Source organism: Candidatus Scalindua japonica (genome assembly GCF_002443295.1).
GTDB classification, from domain to species: Bacteria; Planctomycetota; Brocadiia; order Brocadiales; family Scalinduaceae; genus Scalindua; species Scalindua japonica.
Window position 1 is genome coordinate 90,391 of record NZ_BAOS01000029.1, and the last position, 20,091, is coordinate 110,481.

21 protein-coding genes are annotated in these 20,091 nt (G+C 40.3%); 6 read left to right on the forward strand and 15 right to left on the reverse strand.

Going from position 1 to position 20,091, the window contains the following annotated elements; all coding sequences use genetic code 11:
- Positions 1-14 precede the first annotated feature (14 nt).
- Positions 15-464, forward strand: a complete 450-nt coding sequence (locus SCALIN_RS17220) for a Minf_1886 family protein (protein ID WP_096895693.1) — start codon at positions 15-17, stop codon at positions 462-464.
- 18 nt (positions 465-482) lie between these two features.
- On the opposite strand, the gene SCALIN_RS17225 is transcribed toward SCALIN_RS17220, so the two are convergent.
- The 3 genes from SCALIN_RS17225 to menC form a co-directional block, all read right to left on the reverse strand.
- Positions 483-1,142 carry a formylglycine-generating enzyme family protein gene (locus SCALIN_RS17225; protein WP_096895694.1) on the reverse strand — a complete coding sequence of 220 codons (660 nt, stop codon included), beginning with the start codon at positions 1,140-1,142 and terminating at the stop codon, positions 483-485.
- A gap of 433 nt (positions 1,143-1,575) precedes the next feature.
- Positions 1,576-2,706, reverse strand: coding sequence for a S1C family serine protease (locus SCALIN_RS17230; RefSeq protein WP_203415543.1), 1,131 nt, complete (start codon positions 2,704-2,706; stop codon positions 1,576-1,578).
- Positions 2,707-3,110: 404 nt separating this feature from the next.
- The gene (gene menC, locus SCALIN_RS17235) at positions 3,111-4,292 is read right to left on the reverse strand and encodes an o-succinylbenzoate synthase (RefSeq protein ID WP_203415544.1); all 1,182 of its coding nucleotides are present in this window, start codon (positions 4,290-4,292) and stop codon (positions 3,111-3,113) included.
- A 441-nt stretch (positions 4,293-4,733) separates the two neighbouring features.
- On the opposite strand from menC, the gene SCALIN_RS21770 reads away from it, so the two are divergent.
- The 4 genes from SCALIN_RS21770 (at position 4,734) to SCALIN_RS17250 (ending at position 7,294) form a co-directional block, all read left to right on the forward strand.
- Positions 4,734-4,931, forward strand: a complete 198-nt coding sequence (locus SCALIN_RS21770) for a hypothetical protein (protein WP_133111999.1) — start codon at positions 4,734-4,736, stop codon at positions 4,929-4,931.
- 11 nt (positions 4,932-4,942) lie between these two features.
- Positions 4,943-5,191 (forward strand): hypothetical protein, encoded by a 249-nt coding sequence (locus SCALIN_RS17240; protein ID WP_096895695.1) that lies wholly within the window; start codon positions 4,943-4,945, stop codon positions 5,189-5,191.
- Positions 5,192-5,555: 364 nt separating this feature from the next.
- Entirely contained in the window at positions 5,556-6,203 is a 648-nt protein-coding gene (locus tag SCALIN_RS17245) for a hypothetical protein (protein ID WP_096895696.1), read from the forward strand.
- A gap of 311 nt (positions 6,204-6,514) precedes the next feature.
- Positions 6,515-7,294: a hypothetical protein gene (locus SCALIN_RS17250; protein ID WP_133112001.1), complete on the forward strand. Its 780-nt coding sequence runs from the start codon at positions 6,515-6,517 to the stop codon at positions 7,292-7,294.
- Between the two features lie 21 nt (positions 7,295-7,315).
- Here the strand turns inward: SCALIN_RS17250 and SCALIN_RS17255 are convergent, their stop codons facing one another.
- The 9 genes from SCALIN_RS17255 to SCALIN_RS17295 all read right to left on the reverse strand — a co-directional run bounded on the left by SCALIN_RS17255 (position 7,316) and on the right by SCALIN_RS17295 (position 16,378).
- Positions 7,316-8,440 (reverse strand): KamA family radical SAM protein, encoded by a 1,125-nt coding sequence (locus SCALIN_RS17255; protein ID WP_096895698.1) that lies wholly within the window; start codon positions 8,438-8,440, stop codon positions 7,316-7,318.
- 186 nt (positions 8,441-8,626) lie between these two features.
- Positions 8,627-9,490, reverse strand: a complete 864-nt coding sequence (locus tag SCALIN_RS17260) for a GNAT family N-acetyltransferase (protein ID WP_096895699.1) — start codon at positions 9,488-9,490, stop codon at positions 8,627-8,629.
- 33 nt (positions 9,491-9,523) lie between these two features.
- Positions 9,524-10,489, reverse strand: coding sequence for an ABC transporter ATP-binding protein (locus SCALIN_RS17265; RefSeq protein ID WP_096895700.1), 966 nt, complete (start codon positions 10,487-10,489; stop codon positions 9,524-9,526).
- Positions 10,486-11,463 (reverse strand): ABC transporter ATP-binding protein, encoded by a 978-nt coding sequence (locus tag SCALIN_RS17270; RefSeq protein WP_096895701.1) that lies wholly within the window; start codon positions 11,461-11,463, stop codon positions 10,486-10,488. The genes SCALIN_RS17265 and SCALIN_RS17270 overlap by 4 nt, the downstream gene beginning before the upstream one ends.
- Positions 11,460-12,602: an ABC transporter permease gene (locus SCALIN_RS17275; RefSeq protein WP_096895702.1), complete on the reverse strand. Its 1,143-nt coding sequence runs from the start codon at positions 12,600-12,602 to the stop codon at positions 11,460-11,462. The genes SCALIN_RS17270 and SCALIN_RS17275 overlap by 4 nt, the downstream gene beginning before the upstream one ends.
- A 3-nt stretch (positions 12,603-12,605) precedes the next feature.
- Positions 12,606-13,592 (reverse strand): ABC transporter permease, encoded by a 987-nt coding sequence (locus SCALIN_RS17280; protein WP_096895703.1) that lies wholly within the window; start codon positions 13,590-13,592, stop codon positions 12,606-12,608.
- Positions 13,589-15,799: an ABC transporter substrate-binding protein gene (locus SCALIN_RS17285; protein ID WP_096895752.1), complete on the reverse strand. Its 2,211-nt coding sequence runs from the start codon at positions 15,797-15,799 to the stop codon at positions 13,589-13,591. Before SCALIN_RS17285 ends, SCALIN_RS17280 begins: the two co-directional genes overlap by 4 nt.
- Positions 15,800-15,804: 5 nt before the next feature.
- A complete protein-coding gene (locus SCALIN_RS17290; RefSeq protein WP_096895704.1) occupies positions 15,805-16,179 on the reverse strand; it encodes a type II toxin-antitoxin system VapC family toxin in 375 nt (124 codons plus the stop codon).
- A gap of 1 nt (position 16,180) precedes the next feature.
- Positions 16,181-16,378: a type II toxin-antitoxin system VapB family antitoxin gene (locus tag SCALIN_RS17295; RefSeq protein WP_096895705.1), complete on the reverse strand. Its 198-nt coding sequence runs from the start codon at positions 16,376-16,378 to the stop codon at positions 16,181-16,183.
- Between the two features lie 305 nt (positions 16,379-16,683).
- Here SCALIN_RS17295 and SCALIN_RS17300 point away from each other — a divergent pair, with 305 nt between their 5' ends.
- Positions 16,684-16,881, forward strand: a complete 198-nt coding sequence (locus SCALIN_RS17300) for a hypothetical protein (protein ID WP_096895706.1) — start codon at positions 16,684-16,686, stop codon at positions 16,879-16,881.
- Between the two features lie 168 nt (positions 16,882-17,049).
- Here the strand turns inward: SCALIN_RS17300 and rsfS are convergent, their stop codons facing one another.
- From rsfS to SCALIN_RS17315, 3 genes are all read right to left on the reverse strand, one after another.
- Positions 17,050-17,418 carry a ribosome silencing factor gene (gene rsfS, locus SCALIN_RS17305; RefSeq protein ID WP_230406648.1) on the reverse strand — a complete coding sequence of 123 codons (369 nt, stop codon included), beginning with the start codon at positions 17,416-17,418 and terminating at the stop codon, positions 17,050-17,052.
- On the reverse strand, positions 17,415-17,657 hold the full coding sequence (locus tag SCALIN_RS17310) for a double zinc ribbon domain-containing protein (protein ID WP_096895707.1): 243 nt from the start codon (positions 17,655-17,657) through the stop codon (positions 17,415-17,417). Before SCALIN_RS17310 ends, rsfS begins: the two co-directional genes overlap by 4 nt.
- 127 nt (positions 17,658-17,784) lie before the next feature.
- A complete protein-coding gene (locus tag SCALIN_RS17315; protein WP_420885442.1) occupies positions 17,785-19,956 on the reverse strand; it encodes a sodium-translocating pyrophosphatase in 2,172 nt (723 codons plus the stop codon).
- Positions 19,957-20,091: the final 135 nt, after the last annotated feature.

The following is a 20,091-nucleotide window of genomic DNA, read 5'->3' on the forward strand; positions in this document are numbered from 1 at the left end:
TCCAGGAATGAAATATGAGTAAAAAGAATGTACATGACACGTGGAAAAAACTTCAAGGATTAGTTAATAAAGATTGTCGCTATTCAATGCAATCATATCAATTCATTTTTGAAGCACTTGATTATACCGTTTCTCAGCTTGGTAAAAAATACAATAGTTCAATAGAGCAAGAACGTCATGTCACCGGGCAGGAACTTTCGGAGGGGATTAAACAATTTGCAATGGAAAAATTTGGCTATATGACAAGGATTGTTTTTGAACAGTGGGGTATAACTAAAAGTGGTGATTTTGGAGAAATAGTTTTTAATTTGGTTGAAAGTGGATTAATGGGTAAAACAGAAACGGACTCTTTAGATGATTTTAAGGAACTTTACGATTTTTATATAGAATTTGATGAAAAATTTAAAATTGAAGGAGATTTTGACTTTTCATACTCTTGGGATTTTTTAAAGTATAGTGGATAAGGAATTACTCTTCTAAGTCTAAGTTGCGTCTTTGACACAACGGTAACCAACGTTGTTGTCCTTGCCAATCGGGACGCTGCAGCTTCTATAGGAACAGCTTAAAATATTCATGTGATTTATCCACGAGCCTCCACGCACCACACGGTATTTTCCTTCAGTGTACCATTCCTGGCACCATTCCCAGATGTTTCCTGCCATATCATAACAACCAAAAGGGCTGACTCCTGAAGGATGAGTTCCAACGTTTGTAGGGGCACCTTTCGAAATATCTAAATCAAAAACAGCGAGGCTTAGATCCGGTTTCACATTTCCCCATGGATATTCCCTTCCATCTGTTCCTCTGGAAGCTTTTTCCCACTCCTTTTCTTGCGGCAGTCTTTTCCCAGACCAATTCGCATAAGCAACAGCATCATTCCAATTCACTCCAACCACAGGTTGATCCGGGTTGTTAAATTTTTTTTCATTCCAGAACGCCGGTTCAACATAATTTGTTTCTGACATAAACTTCTTGTATTGGTTATTTGTTATTGGATACTTATCAATGTAAAAAGCATCAACATTTACAGAATTTTTCTCAATTCCCATCAAAAATATTCCAGCGGGTATATAAACCATCACTGAACCGTCTTTTTCATTAACGATTTCCTTTTTCTGAGTTATATTACTCTTTTCTTCCATAATTGTAGCTGTTCTTATTAATTAATAAATTGAATTTCTATTTTTTATTACCTGTTCACTTTTTTCAAGAATGATTTTGCATTCATAATGTTGTGTTTCATTGTACTAATATAATGGCAAGACAAAGCATGATAAATATACAGTGTCTTGAATATTATTCAGCAAATTTACAAATTTTAATATCGACGTTGTGGTTTGTAAATTACGATAGATGTGTTATTTAAGTCTGATAAGGACGTGCTTAATCTACATTTATTAAAGTAGTTTGTCAAGGACAAAGAGTGCAAAATGAAAGTTGAATTATGTGCTGGAATACTTCCAGGATAAAAATAAACGACTATGTCTTCATTGTTTATGTTTTAAACACACGTAAAGTGTCCTGTATTAAGTGAATTCTAAAATTATATTATTATTAACCCGGCAATTATACAGACTAATTAATTGACTGAACAGCTATCCGGAGTGATTTTCTTACGCCATTTCTGATAATGACAATATCTACTTCGTCACCAACGTCATGCCTGTCCATAATTCTGACAAGGTCGGAACTTTTGCTCACCTTGGAACCGTCAACTTCAATTATTATATCTCCCATCTCTATTTGTCCGTTCGGCAGGCGTTTCACTTCCCGCAGCCCGGCTTCTTCCGCCGTGCTTCCTTTAAACACTTCAAGTATTCCCACACCTTCAATTCCTAATCTTGACATAATGTGTTCCGGTATAATCGAGATGCCAAATCCCGGACGTCCTACCTTTCCATAATTGATCAGTTTCGTGACAACCCGGTTTACCGTATCTACAGGTACCGCAAAACCAACACCGGAATAAGTCCCGCTGGGACTTATGATAGCGGTGTTTACACCAATCAACCTGCCGAAGGAATCAAGGAGAGGACCGCCGGAATTTCCCGGATTAATGGCTGCGTCCGTCTGGACAACATCGTAAATATACCTTTTGGTCATAGACTGAATTGTCCTGTCCAAGGCGCTGATAATACCGGTAGTCAAGGTGGAATCCAATCCAAAAGGGTTTCCGATGGCCAGTACCTTTTGTCCGACCCGTAAATCGCTGGAACTTCCTATCATCAAAGGCGAAATATTAAGGTTTGCAGGATTAATCTGTAATACTGCCAGATCATGGTCGGGATCAGCGCCAACGATTGTAGCATCGTAAGTTTTTCCGTCCATCAGCTTGACTTCAATTTCATCTGCCTCATAAATAACATGAAAATTTGTAACTATATGGCCCTTACTGTCCCACAGAAAACCAGAACCGGTTCCCTGGGGTATCTCCATAACGTTAAAAGAGAAAAAATCCCTCTGAAACCTCTTGTTGGTTATATAAGTGACAGATGGTGAAGATTGTGCAAAGACCTCCATGTTTACTCTTTCATCAGCGCCTAACTCACCCACCGGTTGTGTTACCGGGCGTATTGCAACTTTTGGCTGGAAAAAGCTTGTAGGCTTGATACCAAAAAAATCGGCAACTATCCAAACGATTACGATAATAATCAGGACTCTGGCCAGCTTTACCATTTTTGGATTTGTAAAAGTGTCGTTTTGCATTAATTTAGTGGAATTTCAGTGTCGATAACACTTCGACTCCATTCAGTGTGACATCGTTCATAACTCTATCATCTGGTGTCATCCTGAGCGGAGTCGAAGGACAGCCTCTTTCGTGAAAGCTGACTAACTTGTAATAATATAGTTACAGGGCCAAGATATTACAATGATTTTTTTTTATGAAAGTAATACTGTTTACTCGATAAAGTCATAAACAGCAACCTTGCGAACGAGTGGTTTGAGTGTTTTTTCGACTGTTTTTTGTGTATCGGATGATTAAGGTATTCAAACAGTTTCTGCTTGTTTTCAAAAGAGAGATAGATTGCAACGTCAAAACAAGGTATCATAATGCATATGGATACAATGCATTGGTGTACGGCGTATAAAGGGCACGTGGCAATATGCTCCTACGCAGAACATACTTCTTTCCTCACGGTAATGCTTTCGATATATTCCTCTTTTGGTTCATAACCGGTTCCGGGTGCCCGTGGTATCTTGATAAATCCATCTTTGTTGACGGTGACGGGTGGTTCGATGATGTCCTCTCTATAGTATCTCTCGCTTGCCGATACATCACCGGGCAGAATGAAACCGGGGAGTGTTGACATCGCTATATTATGGGAACGTCCAATGCCAGCCTCTAACATCCCTCCGCACCAGACCGGAATATTGTGTTTATAGCAGTAGTCGTGTATCTTAATGGCCTCACTGAAGCCGCCCACACGCCCCAGCTTTATGTTGATAATCCTGCCACTTTTTAATTCAATTGCCTTGCGAGTTTTATCGAGTGAGGTAATCGGTTCATCCAGGCAAATGTCAGTATTAATCTGTCTTTGTAAATATGAATGATCAATAATATCATCATGGCTTAACGGCTGCTCTATCATGAGAAGATTAAATTCGTCAAGGCGTTTCAAAAGATTCAGGTCAGCGAGTGAATATGCGGCATTAGCGTCTGCAGTGAGTGTGATATCGGGAAAAGTTGTACGGACAAGTTTAAGGATATCATAATCCCATCCCGGTTTTATCTTAATCTTTATTCTCTGGTAACCGGCTTCGATTTCAGCCCTGATTTTATCTAAGAGTTGCTGAGGGGTGTCATGTATTCCTATAGATACTCCACAGGGGATATCTTTGCGTGTTCCACCCAGCAATTCATACAGGGCTATTTTGTTGGCTCTTGCAGTCATGTCCCAACAGGCATTTTCTACTGCAGCGCGTGCCATCTGATGCCCTCGGATTTGTTTGAAATAATGTCCAACTTCTGATGGTGTTTTCCACTCTTTTCCAATTGCGATTGGCGCTAAGATATCTTTGATAATAATCCAGGCAGTATTTACAGTCTCATGAGAGAAAAAAGGTTTTTCTCCGGTTGTACATTCACCATAACCAACGGCACCATTACAATATACTTTTGTCAAGAGTATACGGCGTTTTTCAGTCCTTCCAAAGCTGGTTTCAAAATAGTGAACAAGGGGTAGATTTATTTCCCGTATTTCAAGCTGTTCAATTCTAATATTTTGCTCCTTAAAAAAAATTAATGAATAGGCCGTGCTTATTAAGTAATACGGGCGGAGAAGAAAGCTCAAAAACCAGTCTGACTCTTCCACGGTGGAGGGGAGAGACAGGATAGAAATATCCAATGAGGAACCAAGTATATCAATCCCGGTTGAAATAATGAAGGATTTTGTGTTCGGAACGAAATTATTATAGCTTGAATAACCTGTAAATTTCTATGCGCTATAATCTTTGTGATTTTAATGTGTTTCTTTGTTTTCGGTATTCGCAGGCTTACAACTTGGCTTTACCTGCCTGATGTAAGAACGAAACAAATTTTTTTCTGGAAATATTTTCTTCAAATAGTAAAGTGTGTTCTTGCCTGATATTCATTAAAATAATTTATTCTGATGTTGATAAAAAATATTTTGGCTGTCTTATTTATCCTGGTAATCGGTTTACAAGCAGGCTGTTGTTACCATAGTTCAAATCTTCCTATGTTACTCAAAACCTGGTTTTGTAAAGAATGCAACGTGAAAAGTCTGGATGATAATCCTGAGCAGGCAAAGCTCCATGTGATGGTTATGTATAGTGGAACGTCTTGTGAGCACAATGCTTTGCAAGTGTATAGCCGGACAAATGGTCCTGTTTTCTGGGATCCGGCAGGTAGTTTTGCTTCCCACCGCCGTTATACTGGTCGGATGGGAAGGCGTGTTACGGTGCTCCGGTAAAAGATGGTCCTGTGCGTGAAAATGATGTATTTGTAGAGAAAGTTCTCGGAATCAACCAATATTTGGATTGGCGGAAACGTATTAACACGCAAGCTGTTGAAATTTTTGAATTTAACGTTTCTGATGAGCAGGCCGAAGAAATCTGGACTATTCTTCGATATGGTACTAAACGTCCACATCCTAAAGGCCGTTTCAGCACGAATTCAATGGGAGGACTGTGTGGTTTCTCGGTTGCGAAAAATTCTTCACCGATTTGTTGATGATATTGTCACAGTGGATACGGTTTGGGACCCTCACAACCTGGCAAAAAAACTTTATCAAGAAAATCCGGATAGTGTAGTTGTTTATAAAGATGGGCATTTGTATCATTATTTCCCTTCAGTAAATTATATTAGAGAACACTGAAAGAGTAAAAAATATTAGATTTTTCATATAATTTGAAGATATGGTTGTAGATTAATTGACATTGAGACTGGAAATCTTAAAAGGAAATTGTTATGTTCATAAGTATTAATTTTTTATAAATGATAGTGGAGAAACCCACCATTCGTTTCTACGGTATACCAGACAGTAAAGACTCTAGGTTGGTAAATGCATTACATTAGGACTAATAGGTGTAATTATATGAAAATACTGAATTCCTTTATTCTATTTTTTGTGTCAGTTATTATCTGTGCAAATGTCCATGCTGGCACAAGTACTCCTAAGCGCTACCCAAAGTCATTTTCCGGAATTATTAATTACGAAATATCCGGTTCTACCATAACAGGAACTGAGGTTGTTTATTATGACGATTGGGGAAGACGTGAGGCAATATATACAAAAACAACTATGGATCTGGCTGGAGTAACAGTGGATCGATATACATTAACTATTCTCGAAGAAAATGGACAGTGGATAAATACTATTGATCTTAATGCGAGAACGGGAATGAGGATGAGGAACCCAAGGTATAAAGATTATGTTGGAAAATCCAGTAGAGAATTGGAAAAGATTACGAAAAATAATTTAATAGATGCTGGTGCTCATAAGGCTGAATTTGAATGGATTGCGGGTAAAACCTGTGTTGTCTGGGAAAAAAAATATACCAGTGTTAAAACCTGTACATGGAATGGAATAATCCTGAAAAAAATAACCGGGACCGGGTTTTCCAGGATAACCAAAGTTGCAACTGAAATAAAAGAACATGTTACTATTCCTGAGGAAAAATTTACCATTCCTCCAGACATTGAAATGAAAACGGTGAATATATCTACATTGCATGGCAACTGAATAGTGACACCTGTTTCATTTGTATTCAAGACATCTTTTTTTCACAAATATTTCGTTTATAAGAGTAAAGTTACTATTGTAACCTGTGTGGAAGAAAGCGTAATATATCGACTTTAATGATTTTCATCGATTAGATTCTTCGCTACATTCAGAATGACATAATAATCTTAACTTTGAAATTTCTCATATGATAATATATTAACTTATTAACAGTGTATTACCGATTTGGTTACGATACGGTCTTTGAGAACTTAACAGTAGGGAAATGTTTTCTTTAGACAGCACACACTATGTTTTTGTTGAATAAACTTATGGAAATTTATTTCAATGCCAAAAAAATTATAATGGTATTGCTTTTTCTAGCTGTCGGTATTAATACCGGCTGTTGTTTTCATCGTTCATATCCTCCAATGCTGCCTGTGAGTTGGAAAGCCAACGAATGTGACCCAAAAAGCCTGGAGGACAATCCTGAACAGGCAAAACTTCATGTAATGGTTATGTATCATACGACGTCTTGTAAGCATACTGCATTACGCTTATATTCTCCGTCAAAAGGTCCACTTTTCTGGGATCCGGCTGGAGCTTTTGCCACTCAAATCCGTTATTTAGGTCCGGCGGCACGTCATAATAGGGATTACGCAACTAAACGCTATATGGATGCGAAACGCAGGGATGATGTGATGAGCGAAAAAGTCCCAAGTCTTAATCAATATCTGGACTGGCGAAAAACTATTAACACACATGCTGTTGAAATTTTTGAGTTCAATATTACAGGTAGTGAGGCGGAAGAATTTTATGCTATTCTTCGCTTTGGCACCAAGCGTTCACATCCAAAAGGCCGGTTTAGTACAAAAGCAATTGGATTGACATGCGGGTTATCTGTTGCGAGATTTCTGCATCGCTTTGCTGAGGATGTTGTTGAGGTGGATACCGTCTTTTTCCCTCATAACCTGGCAAAGCAACTGTATAATAAAGATCCGGATAGAGTTATTATCTATAGGGATGGGCAGTTGTTTTATTATATACCTGCATATAACTTGTTGAGTAATCATCTCATCAATTGCTGCCGCAGGAGCTTACGGTATGGGTGATTAATCATAGACGGTGGACAGTTATTCAGGAATATATGGAATATAAAGAGTCTCACCCTTATAACTTTCTAGTTTGTAACGCTCTCCACCATTTCCTTTAATATAATAATCCGGCATTAATGGAATTTTTCCAACTTTTGTGGAAACAGCATACATCGGCTGTGCTAATCCGGTTGTATGGCCACGGATTCCGTCTCTAATTAATTCTGCTCCTTTCTCCACAGGTGCCCTGAAATGGTCAACACCGGGTGCAAGCTGACAGTGGAACATATAATATGGTCTTATTCGGACAGACAGAAGTTTCTGGTGAAGTTTCTGGAAGGTTTCGACATCGTCATTTATACCCTTAAGTACTACACCTTGATTCCCAACGTTAATGCCCGTGTGAAGCAGATCCCAGATCACTTTTCTTATTTTGTCAGTAATCTCTTTTGGATGGCAAATATGTACATTTATCCAGATTGGTATATCATGCTCCTGACCTAATATGTCGAGAAGACTTTCCGTTATTCGATGTGGGCAGGTAATTGGCATCTTTGTGTGGATACGTATCATTTCAAGATGTGGAATACTTCTAAGACTTTCGATTAAGTACCTTATGTTCTCATCTGACAACATAAATGGATCACCTCCGGTCAGTAACACATCCCGAATCTCTTCGTGTTTACGAATCCATTCTAATCCTTCATCAACATCGAATCGTAAGCGCAGGTCCTTGTCAATTACGGCTTCTCTTCTAAAACAGTACCTGCAATAGCTTGGGCATACATCGGTGATAGTAAACGCGACACGGTCTATATACTGCCGGGCCACACTGTCCGGTCTTTTTTCATCTTCTCCAAACCTGTCAGTTTTCTCTCTATTCTCTTTAATTACTAAATAATTTGGAATTCCATAAGTGTTTTCAGTTTCCTTCATTGAAGGGATAATCATTTTTCTTACAGGGCAACAAGGATCGTCTCTATCCATAAGAGAAGCATAGTATGGTGTTGTTCCCCATCTCATTTTTAATGTATTTATCGCATCCTCTTCGTCAGGAGTAATATTTATATATTGTCTCAGTTTTTCTATAGTATCAACCTGGTCTCTAATCTGTTCCTGCCATTGTCCGTCTTCCTGCCAGGGTTCTTTTCTAAATTTGTACATTTGCCTCTTTCAAAATTATTATACAGCTAATAGGTAAACGGTATTCTTTGCATTTCTCAATTTTCAAAATGTCACGGATTATACTGTAATTTCTTAAAAATGTCTTTAAAAAATCTGACTTTTCTTACTATATTTAGTGGAAAAAACGTGTATGTAAGATTTTTACAGCATGTTATGGTTTGCGCTTCAGTAGAGAGTTATAGGTCTGTATTGCGTTGTCAGACGTTCAAAAACATAGTAGACTCGTCGAGTGTTGCCCTCTTGTTCTACTTGTAAATAGTTAATGTAATACCTGGCATTAAAATAATTAATGAATGATTTCTGGACGACTTCTCGCCATTTGCGTGCAGTTTGTATGTTTAAGCCCTTAATTTTTTCAATATCATCCGGTATTTCCAGCAGTAGCTTATCAGCTGTCTGTGATAAATCCGGATCTTGAGGGATAAGCAGGCCCTGCTTATCATGTTCTGTTCTATTAATTTTAACACCATTTACACTTCTCTTCTTTACCGTGTCATGATCATGTCCGCCAATAATGGTATTAACTTTATCACTGACAAGCCACCATTCAGCAAGAAGGCGGTCTGTACCCAACCCGCTATGTAGTTTACTTGAAGAGCTCTCTCCATACAGATTAATATCGTAACTGCAGGCTATGGCTCCGAGCTTGTTAATATTCAGGTGGGCGTTCCTGGATTGCAGTGGATCAAAAGTCCATGTTATAAGATCTATATTGCGGCTCAGGGCATCTTCTCGTTGTGCTAACTTCAATTTGTAGCCTATGTTATGATTGCGATATTCTGGAAGGACCGCAAGCAGATGTGAATGTTGGGACGGTCTTTCATAATGGATTGCTGGAACACCAAATACAAAACCTACCATTTTACTCTCATCAAAAGCTCCCATTGCAAACCCGCCATGTTTGCATAATATCCTCATGAATCTTGGAGGTATTATATCACTTTTGTTGAATTTCCATACTGCTTCCTGCAGGCCTTCACAAGGGGTTAAATCTTCAAGCGTTTTTAATTGTTTATACGTAATAGACATTTGTCACTTCCGTTTACTCATTGTTAAAGCATATTATATGTGGACCTCATGGCAGGCGACTTGATGACCTTCCGAAATTATCCTCAGCTCAGGTATTTCTATCTTGCATCTTTCTACCATTATAGGGCAACGGGTATGAAAGCAACAGCCGGATGGAGGTGAAGAAGGAGATGGAATATCACCTTTCAGCAATTCCCTCTTCTTACGTTTGCCCGGCGTAATTTCTGGAATGGCAGAGAACAATGCCCTGGTATATGGATGTCTGGGATCTGAGAAAAGAGTGTCCCTGTCTGTCAACTCCATGATCTTGCCCAGATACATTACCGCGATCCGGTCCGCAATATGTTCAACTACTGAAAGGTTGTGTGCAATGAAGAGATAGCTTAGATTAAACGCCCTCTTTAAATCCGTAAGTAGATTCAATACCTGGGCCTGGACCGAAACGTCTAACGCCGATACTGCTTCATCACAAATAATAAAGTCTGGATTAAGAGAGAGTGCTCGTGCAATTCCTATTCGCTGCCGCTGCCCGCCGGAGAATTCATGGGGATGGCGTTTCATATAATCTGGAGATAACCCAACTTTTTTTAATAATTCCGCGCTCTTCTCACGTCTCTGGGCAGATGTTCCAATACGATGAATTATTAAGCCTTCTGAAATTAATTGTCCAACTGTCATGCGTGGGTTTAAAGAAGAAAAAGGGTCCTGAAAAACAATCTGCATTTTTTTTCGCAAATTAAAAAGAGATTTCCTGTCAGCAGTAAGAACATTCGTACCATTAAAATTGACACTGCCCTCAGTAGCTGGAATTAACCTTAAAATAGTCCTGCCTATTGTAGTTTTGCCGCAGCCTGATTCACCGACCAGTGCCAGCACCTCTCCCCTGCCAATATCAAAGCTCACTCCATCAACGGCCTTGACATGGCTGGTAGTTCTGGAAAACATTCCTTTCTTCGTAGTGAAGTATGTTTTTAGTCCTTTTACCTCCAGAAGATTCATTTTTCCTCCTCATATAAAAAGCAGGAAACATAATGATCAGTGCCGACTTCCGTTATTCCAGGGTCCTTCTTTCGGCAGATATCCATGACCTGAGTACAACGGTCAGCAAAATGACAGCCTTTTGGATAATTCTGAGGTTTCGGTACCTGGCCCGGAATCTCATTTAATCTGTCCACCCGGTTTCCCAGTTGTGGGACGGCCTCTATAAGGCCCTGTGTGTAAGGATGTTTAGGGTTCTGGAATACTTCAATAACTCTGGCTTTCTCGACTACCTTGGAGGCATACATTACCAGGACCTCGTCAGCTACCTCAGCTACCACCGCCAGATCGTGAGTAATCAACAAAATAGACATCCCTTCGGTTGATTGGAGGTGCTGTAAAAGATCAAGTATCTGCGCCTGAATTGTCACATCAAGAGCCGTGGTCGGTTCATCTGCTATCAGAACATCCGGGTTGCAGCTCAGGGCCATTGCTATCATGACTCGTTGCTTCATGCCTCCTGACATCTGGTGAGGATATTCATCAACTCGCTTTTCAGCATCAGGAATCCCAACTTTTGTAAGCATTTTGATGGCACGCTTCCTGGCCTCCTTTGGTTTAACCTGTTGGTGAATCACTATTGCTTCAATGATCTGATTGCCGATAGTATAAACAGGATTGAGTGAGGTCATTGGCTCCTGAAATATCATGGCTATTTCATTACCACGGATGTTACGCATCTCGTTTTCTGTCAGCTTGACGAGGTTTTTCCCTTTGTAAAGGATCTCTCCGCTTTCCACTTTTCCAGGAGGCATCGGGATCAGACGCATGACAGTATATGCTGTCACAGATTTACCACAACCGGATTCACCCACAACACAAAGCGTTTTGCCCTTTTTAAGAGTAAAATCAACTCCGTCAACAGCAGGCACTACCCCTTCATTCGTATGAAAGTGGGTTTTCAGGTTTTTGACTTCAAGGACAATTTCGTTCATTTCTGCCCTCTCATTTTTGGGTCGAGGGCATCTCTGAGGGTGTCTCCAAACAGGTTTACCGGCAATACCAATGCCATCATAAATATAAATGCTCCCAACAGGTTCCACCAGACTACAGGTTCGCGAGCCAGTTCCAGATTCGCCTGATTAATCATATTGCCCCAACTATAAGTACTTTGTCCCACTCCAATTTTCAAATAACTCAAAACAGCTTCTGCCAATACTAAATGGCTGAAACCCAGAACACTCGTTATCAGGACAAGATGAAAAATATTGGGTACAATATGCCTGAAGAGGATTCGTATGTTGCTTGACCCTAACGCAATAGCTCCCTGGACATAATCCAATTCTCTGGTCTTTAAAGTCTCTCCTCTGAGAAGTCGGCACAGGGAAGTCCACCCTGTTACTCCCATAATTACACAGAGGTTGAATATGCTTGCTCCCTGAATCAAAATATAAGCTGCTGCAATCAGCACAAATGGAATAGATCCGATTGTGGAATAAACAAACTGCACTGATACATCCGGCCATCTACCAAAATATCCGGCAATAACACCCAGGATTAAGGCGATCGGTATTGATATCATAGTCGTAAATCCGCCGATGATAAGAGCTGTCCTGATCCCTTTAAGACAGATATACAAGACGTCTCTTCCTACAACGTCCGTACCTAGAATATGTTTTCTGGGATAATTAAGTTTTTCCTGATACCAGACACTTTCCCCTTTTTCATTTTGTATGAGATCTTTGGTAAATTGATGGTCAGAGATTGGAGCGGAATAGGTCTTTTCATTATTAGTACGAATACCGGTACAGACACGATCTAATATTGAAAGTGCACTATTTTGATATATAACCTCACCTTTTGAATCGAGGGAAACATCCCCTGTATTGTCAAGAAGTGGATCTCGCCACTTAAAGCTATCCGCAATACCAACCAACACGAAGAAGCAGAGGATAAAAAAAGATACGGCTGCCAGCTTCCTTCTAAATATGTAACGCCATATTTCCCTCCTTCTTTCGTCATTGATCGAATTATAAATAAAATAGATAATTGCGAGGGAAACAATAGTAGCAATCACATTTTGCAGAGAGTAATTATATTGAATAGATTCTGACCATGTTTTAGCTGTTATCATGTTTCACCTAAACCTTATTCTTGGATCTACCAGTGTATAACTGATATCTGTCAAAATTAAACCTACTATGTAAAGTAGAGATCCCAGAAAAACCATCGACCTGACAATCGCAAAATCTTGTGCGTCAATAGCTTCTATGGTAAAATTTCCTAATCCCGGAATCCCGAAAAAAATCTCCAGAAGGAAAGAGCCCATAAATAAGAAAGGAATGCTCATTACAATATTTGTAAGGAGTGGGATCATAGCATTTTTCAGGCAATGCTTGAAAAGTATCACACTCTCAGACAACCCCTTTGATCTGGCAGTCCTGATATAGTCCTTATTTATCTCTTCCAGAAAGACCGTCCGGTAAAATCTGACACTCGCGCCAATACCGGAGATTACTCCGACAACTACTGGCAGGAAAACAAATTTCCAGGAGTAGACACCGGATTCATAACCTGATATTGGGAACAGTTTCAATAATTTTCCAAATATAAACTGTCCCCCGATAATATAAAACAGCATAGAGACTGACATCATGAAGACACAGAGGATTAAAGCCCATAAATCTACATATGTTCCCCGGTAAAAAGCGACAATCAACGCCGTGCTGATGCATACTATCAAACTCAAGAATAACATTGGGACTGTTATTGTCAGGGAAGGTACCATTCGGTGTCTGATCTCTTTTCCGATATCAAGATTATTTCTGTCAGATTTGCCAAAATCAAATTTTAAAAGCCTTACCGATTTCTGGACAAAAATTGTCTGTGTAATCTTAGATAGCCCCTTTTCTTCTGAATTAAAGACGCGGGGTAGATGATAACTGTGGTCCTTTTTCCACTTCTCAATCGCTTCGGGTGTTACATTTTTATCACCAAGAATTTTCTTTGCCATCATATCAGGTGGATTCAGTACAAAAAACAGGAAAAATGTCAGAAGGTTTACCAGAAAAATAACCGGTATAAAGTAAAGAACTCGCCTGAATGTAAATCTGAATAGATTCATGCTGTAGCCTTTCCGCGGCGGCGAATAGTGTTAATAGCCGGTACTGTTCCCAGACCCAATAAAATCAATGCTAAAATCACGGGCCAGAATCTGGGTTGGTTCCATGCTGCTCTTTTTTCTTCACGTAGGACATGGTCAATCCTTTTGAACTTCAAAGCACCTCTGTACATTGCGTTTGGTTTCGCATTTGAGTACCACTCATGGAACAACCCATAAGCAACAGGGTTAAGTCCTCCTGCCCAGGGGCTGTCCCTGTACAGAATCTCTTTCATCTGTCTGATAATCGCCAGACGCTCCGGATCACTAGGCATAGTCTCCATCTTTTTGAATAGTCTATTGAATTCAGGATTATCATAGTTTGAAGTATTTTCACCTTTGTATTTCTCTCGGGAGTTCGGGCCGTAGAGCAGAAAAAGAAAATTCTCAGGATCGGGATAATCCGCATTCCAACCCCACATGGTAAACTGGTAATTTCCCTGATCTATCTTTTCTCGATAACGATTATAATCAGAAGTCTCATTTTTCATAACAACACCGAGCTTTGTAAACTGTTTCTCAAACCATATTATACGTGGTCCAAGTGCCGGTGAATACCAGGAATTAACAAACGTGATCTCCAGAGGATGTCCGTCCCTGTCTTTTCCATTCGGATACCCTGCTTCTGCTAATAGCTTTCTGGCCTCTTCTATTTTTCTGCGCTTTGCGCTTTGAGATTTTTCATCCCAATAATATGCCACAGGGTTCATACCTGCCTTCTCCTTTTCATAACCGAATATCCCTGGTGGCAGTGGGCTATGTGAAGATGTACCACGCCCATTAGCAAATATTTGAATATATTCCTCCATGTCAATTGCAATGGAAAAAGCCTGTCTCAACTTTCTCTGCTTTTCGGTGTATCCTCCAACAACCGGATCGCTCATATTGAACGCTATATACATGGTCGATGGACTGACACTCGTTAGCAGGCTGATATTCCTCTGTTTTAAAAACTCTGAAGCTTCAACATTTCCATGGGTTGAAATCTGTATTGCCTCTCCAAAGCTGTCCTTGGAGATACCCGAAGTGTCGTAGTAACCTTGAAGGAATTTATTCCACAATGGTATCGACTCCTTCTCCTTCTTAAAAATAATTTTCTTCAGAAAAGGGAGCTTTTTACCCGCGTCCCTGAGCAGGCCTTTCTCCCTGTCTCCATCTTCTCCTCTTGATGGATATAATTCGTTATGGAAGTTTTCATTAGCCACAAAAACATATTCCAGATTAGGATTATATTCCTCAATTAGATAAGGCCCTGTTCCCAGAGGGTAACGGTCAATAGTGATCCCCTTGTCACGGAGAACTCCCTGTTCAAAGAAATCTATGGCCTCCTGAGGCATAGGTGCGAAAAAAGGCATCGCCAGCCAGTAAAGGATCTGAGGGTATGGTCTTTTCAAAACAATTTGATACGTATATTCATCTATTAATTCAACTCCTGGAAAAGGATGTTTATTCAAATCCAGATGGATTGGGTTTGCCTTTTCATCCTGTTCCCGGTTATAAGTCGCCCCATGTTTCTCGCGTCTGCGTTCTCTCTCGGCTGTAAGATCTTCAGCTAAAGCGTCTGTAAACTCTCTGAGGCCATCAATGTACTTTGCCATGATAGGGAGAATCGGGCATGGCAATCTCGGATCGCCCAGTCGTTTGATCTGGTTGATATAGTCAATTGCTTTGAGTTCCCGAGTTGCAACTTCAGGAAAATCCGTAATACTATCAACGCTCTCTAATGTCTCTTCAGGCCATTCTGTTTTCACAAAGCAGGGATGGTCCTGATATTCAATATCCTTTTTAATCTCTATTGTATAGACAACTTTTTTAACCTGCTTCATATCAGTATTGGCAGGTAGTTTCCTGCCATCAGTGTCAAAATACTCAGCAACCGGAATTCTCTTCGCCGTTAACGGTTCTAGTTCATAAGGTCGTTTCAGGAAGTGATATTGAAAAGGAGGCTCATAAACCAGTTCCAGAAACGCGTACTCGTCCGAAGAGTAAGAGATAGCCGGATCCAGATGCTTCGGTGGCTCAGAATAGACCGAATAAAAAATCGGCTGGGCTCTCTCCGATTTTGGATATGGATGATTAGGCGTACAGGAAACCTGCCCCAATAATACCAATAACAAACTTAACATCAAGGAATGTTTCAATGCGCTTTTTACAACTGAATAATCTATCATTTTGTTCATATTTCTTTATTTTTAGTAATACTCAATCCAAGTTTTATAGATATTTCATTAAGTTTTTTGTCAAGCGTCCAGATAGGAGTTTGTTCCAATACAGCCGAAGCAAGCAAATGGATGTCAATATATCCTAATCCTTTTCCCATCAATTTATTATTCTCAATAAAAAGCAGAACCTCTTCATGCTCCGCCTGGACCACCATGGGTAGGGTTTGAAGGAGTGAAAGTATCTCTGATCTGTTTCGGAGATGTCCACAAGCCAGCTCGCCAATAATGAATGGATGACAGATCACATCACCATTGTTCAATGAGTTCGTAAGCCCGGCATTACCTTCTCTGAGGTGAGATACCCACACTGACGTGTCAACAAGAAGCATTTTATACGTTTCCTGCTTTTCTTCTGGGTACCATTTTCAACTTCTTCTCAGTACCTCCCAATTTAGCAAGTCTCTTGCTACTCTCTATTGCAATCAGGGCTTCTAACCCCAATTTTACAAGGGCTGTCTTTTCCTTGACACCGGTCAATTTCGATGCTTTACTGATTAATTTATCTTCAATATTTAACGTTGTTCTCATAATTGAGTATCTTTCAATGTGTTTTTTTATGTGTATAAATATGCATCAATAACACATATATGTCAAGAATATTTTCACTGGTTTTTACTCAGTGTGACATCATCTTCTGAGTGTCTGCCCGTGCCAGATTGGACGGGGGGGGGGTAGTCGAAGGATGGTTTTGTCACAATAACTACCTGGCTTGGAAAAGGAGCCAAGAAAATGATTGCTAACGATTGATAATGGGAATTATCTTTAATTGTTCTACAGAGTTGCGGTTCAGTGTTTTGTAGTACGGTAACCGTGTTGCCTTTAGATACAAAGAGTTGAATGAAAAGAGAATTGCGCCAGAGCTCTTAGATGCTATACAAAGTAAACTTGCCAAATCAAGTGAAGAAATGAAAAAAATGGATATTCCAAGACTAAAAGGAATGCCTATGTTTGTTGCAAACATAACCTCTGATGACAATGAATTCCAGGAAACTATTGACGATTTGGAAGTGATGTGGGAAGACATTAATTAATTAATTAATTCATAGATATATTTTACTGCAACATCTGTAATAAGCATATATCTATGAAGGACTTTGATACTATGGAAAATAAGATAAGGTGTGCTTGTGGAAAATTAAGATACGATTTGACAGCTTAAAAAGTAAAGAAAATTGTGATGTGTATTGCAAAATGTAATCCTACCATTCAACCTTTGGGGCATCACCCCAGAGTAGTTCAAGGTCGTAGTAACTTCGTATCTCTTTATCAAAGATGTGGACTGTGAAATCGCCGTAGTCGATAAGGACCCATTTTGCCTCACGATATCCTTCCATTCCATATTTCTTTACTGAAAGCTTCTTCAGCTCTTTATCTATCTCATCAGCGATGGCATGAAGTTGACGTTCATTAATTGCTGAACAGATTACAAAATAGTCTGTTACAGATGAAATCTTGTCTACTTCAAGTATAACTATATCCTGTGCTTTTTTATCATCTGCAATTTTTGCACATGTAATTGCAATTTCTTTTGAATCCAATGTGTTTAAAGCCTCTCTATCCGTGCTCAATTACCGGCATCTCCATATTGTCCTTCAATTGATCTGAGTTCCTGCAGACTCGTACCGCAATAGTGGCAGAACATCGCGTATTTTGGATTAGAGGTCAGGCAATCATCACATCTCTGGTATAGTAATGTACCGCAAAGCATGCAGAAATTTGATCCTTCCAGATGGTGATTATATTCACAGTTCGAGTTTGGACAGGCCGTAGAAATTACTTTGTTTAAATCTTTATCCATTTTTGTCATTTTATTTAACCTGAAAAAAAATTCACCGCACCCGCTTAAACGGATGCGGTGAATAGTTACTCCTTTTTAAATTGCCAGAATTTGTCCCTTTATGTCTTAAACTGGGATTAATAAACAACCTTCGGCTCTATTTAGTCATAATATGTAACAGCTCTCCGATCTTCGGTGAGAACTTTACAATAAGTCCGGCAAAAACTACTGAAACAATTGACATTAACTTGATAAGAATGTTTAGTGATGGTCCGGATGTGTCCTTAAACGGATCACCTACGGTATCACCAACAACAGCCGCTTTATGCGCATCTGAACCCTTACCGCCATGCTGTCCGGTTTCAATATACTTTTTTGCGTTGTCCCAGGCGCCACCTGCATTTGCCATGAATATGGCCAGGAGAAAGCCTGTTGACAATCCGCCAGCCAGGAGACCCATACTTCCGGGAACGCCTAAAACCAGCCCCACAGCAATAGGAATAAATATTGCCAGTAATGATGGAAGCATCATCTCCTTCTGAGCGCCTTTTGTACTTATGGCAACACATGACGCGTAGTCAGGCTGACCGGTACCGTCCATTATTCCAGCTATCTCCTTGAACTGCCTCCTTACCTCAGCTACCATCTGCGCCGCGGCCCTTCCGACGGCCTTCATCGTCAATGCACAGAATACAAATGACACCATGGAACCCAGGAATAACCCGACAAGTACCTTAGGGTTCATCAGTGTTACTTTGTAATAACTCATCAGGTCTGCTATCTGTAGAGAGGTTGTATCTACCATGCGACCTGCTATTTCCACAGCGTGGACACCTGTCCTTTCAAGGCCAATTTTAACCTCTTCAACATACACTGCAAGTAATGCCATAGCTGTTAATGCTGCTGAACCTATTGCAAAACCTTTACCTGTGGCTGCAGTTGTATTGCCAAGAGAATCGAGGGCATCCGTTCTCTCCCTTACTATTGGTTCCTGCTCGCTCATCTCGGCGTTACCACCAGCATTATCGGCAATCGGGCCGTAAGCATCAGTAGCGAGTGTAATTCCAAGTGTTGACAGCATACCCACTGCCGCAATAGCAATACCATAAAGCCCCATAGACGTATTTGAAAATCCACCGGCAAACATAAAGCTCAATATAATGGCTACGGCAATAGTTGTTACAGGAATTATGGTTGACAGCATACCTGTAGCAACTCCATCTATAATCAGTGTAGCAGAACCTGTTTCTGCCTGAGCGGCAATACCTTTTGTCGGGCCATGATCTGCTGATGTAAAGTATTCAGTTCCTTTACCTATCAAAATGCCGGCGATCAACCCTGTAACGATCGAACCCCAAATCCCAAAATGTCCAGGAAGCAGGAACTTAATTATTACTGCAGAAGCTATCACAATCAGGATTGAACTAAGGTTTACCCCTTTTGACAGAGATTTGAGAAGTTCTTTCTGGGTTGCGCCTTCTTTTGTCTTGATAACTCTTATTCCAAAGATAGAGAGAATAATTCCAATACCTGCAATACACATGGGTAATACAAGTCCGGCAACGCCAAGACCACATGCAACACCCAACGCCGCGCTTGCAAGTATTGAGGCGTAATAAGATTCATACAGATCCGCTCCCATTCCGGCCACATCACCAACGTTGTCACCAACGTTGTCAGCAATAGTTGCGGGGTTTCGAGGATCATCTTCCGGGATGCCGGCTTCAACTTTCCCTACAAGGTCAGCTCCAACATCTGCTGCCTTTGTGAATATGCCTCCTCCGACTCTTGCGAAGAGCGCCTGGAAGCTTGCTCCCATACCAAAACAGGGGAGAATTACCGCTATTTCAGTCAGTGAAACATCTGTAAATTTTCTAAGGAAAAAGAACCAGATAGATACATCTAGAAGGCCCAATCCAACAACAATTAAACCCATTACCGCACCACTTCTGAAAGCTATCTTCAATCCCTGGTCGAGTGACTTCTTTGCTCCTTCGGTCGTCCTTGCACTCGCATTTGTCGCCATCTTCATGCCCAGATAACCGGCAAGTCCGGATAGAAACCCACTGGTGAGAAACGCAAACGGCACAAAATTGGATTGTATCTTTAATCCAAAGGAGAGTGCGGCAAGAGCGAGAAATACAAATATGAAGAATATTGCTACAACCTTGTATTGCTGTTTTAAATATGCGTAAGCACCTTCACGGACATGCCCCGCGATTTCGACCATCTTTTTGTCGCCTTCGGGGTAACCCATCACTTCTTTATAGAATTTACGAACAAAGATCAGCGCGCAAACCGCTCCAAGAGGTGCAAGCCACCATAGCATGGGAATTGATTTGTCATGATAGGACTCATCTCTGTGAGCACTTTTAGCCGCTACTGAATCTGCTTTGACTTGTTCGAGATGGGCCATGTCCTCATGGCCATCCAGTGACGCATATACTGCGCCTTGCGACATAAA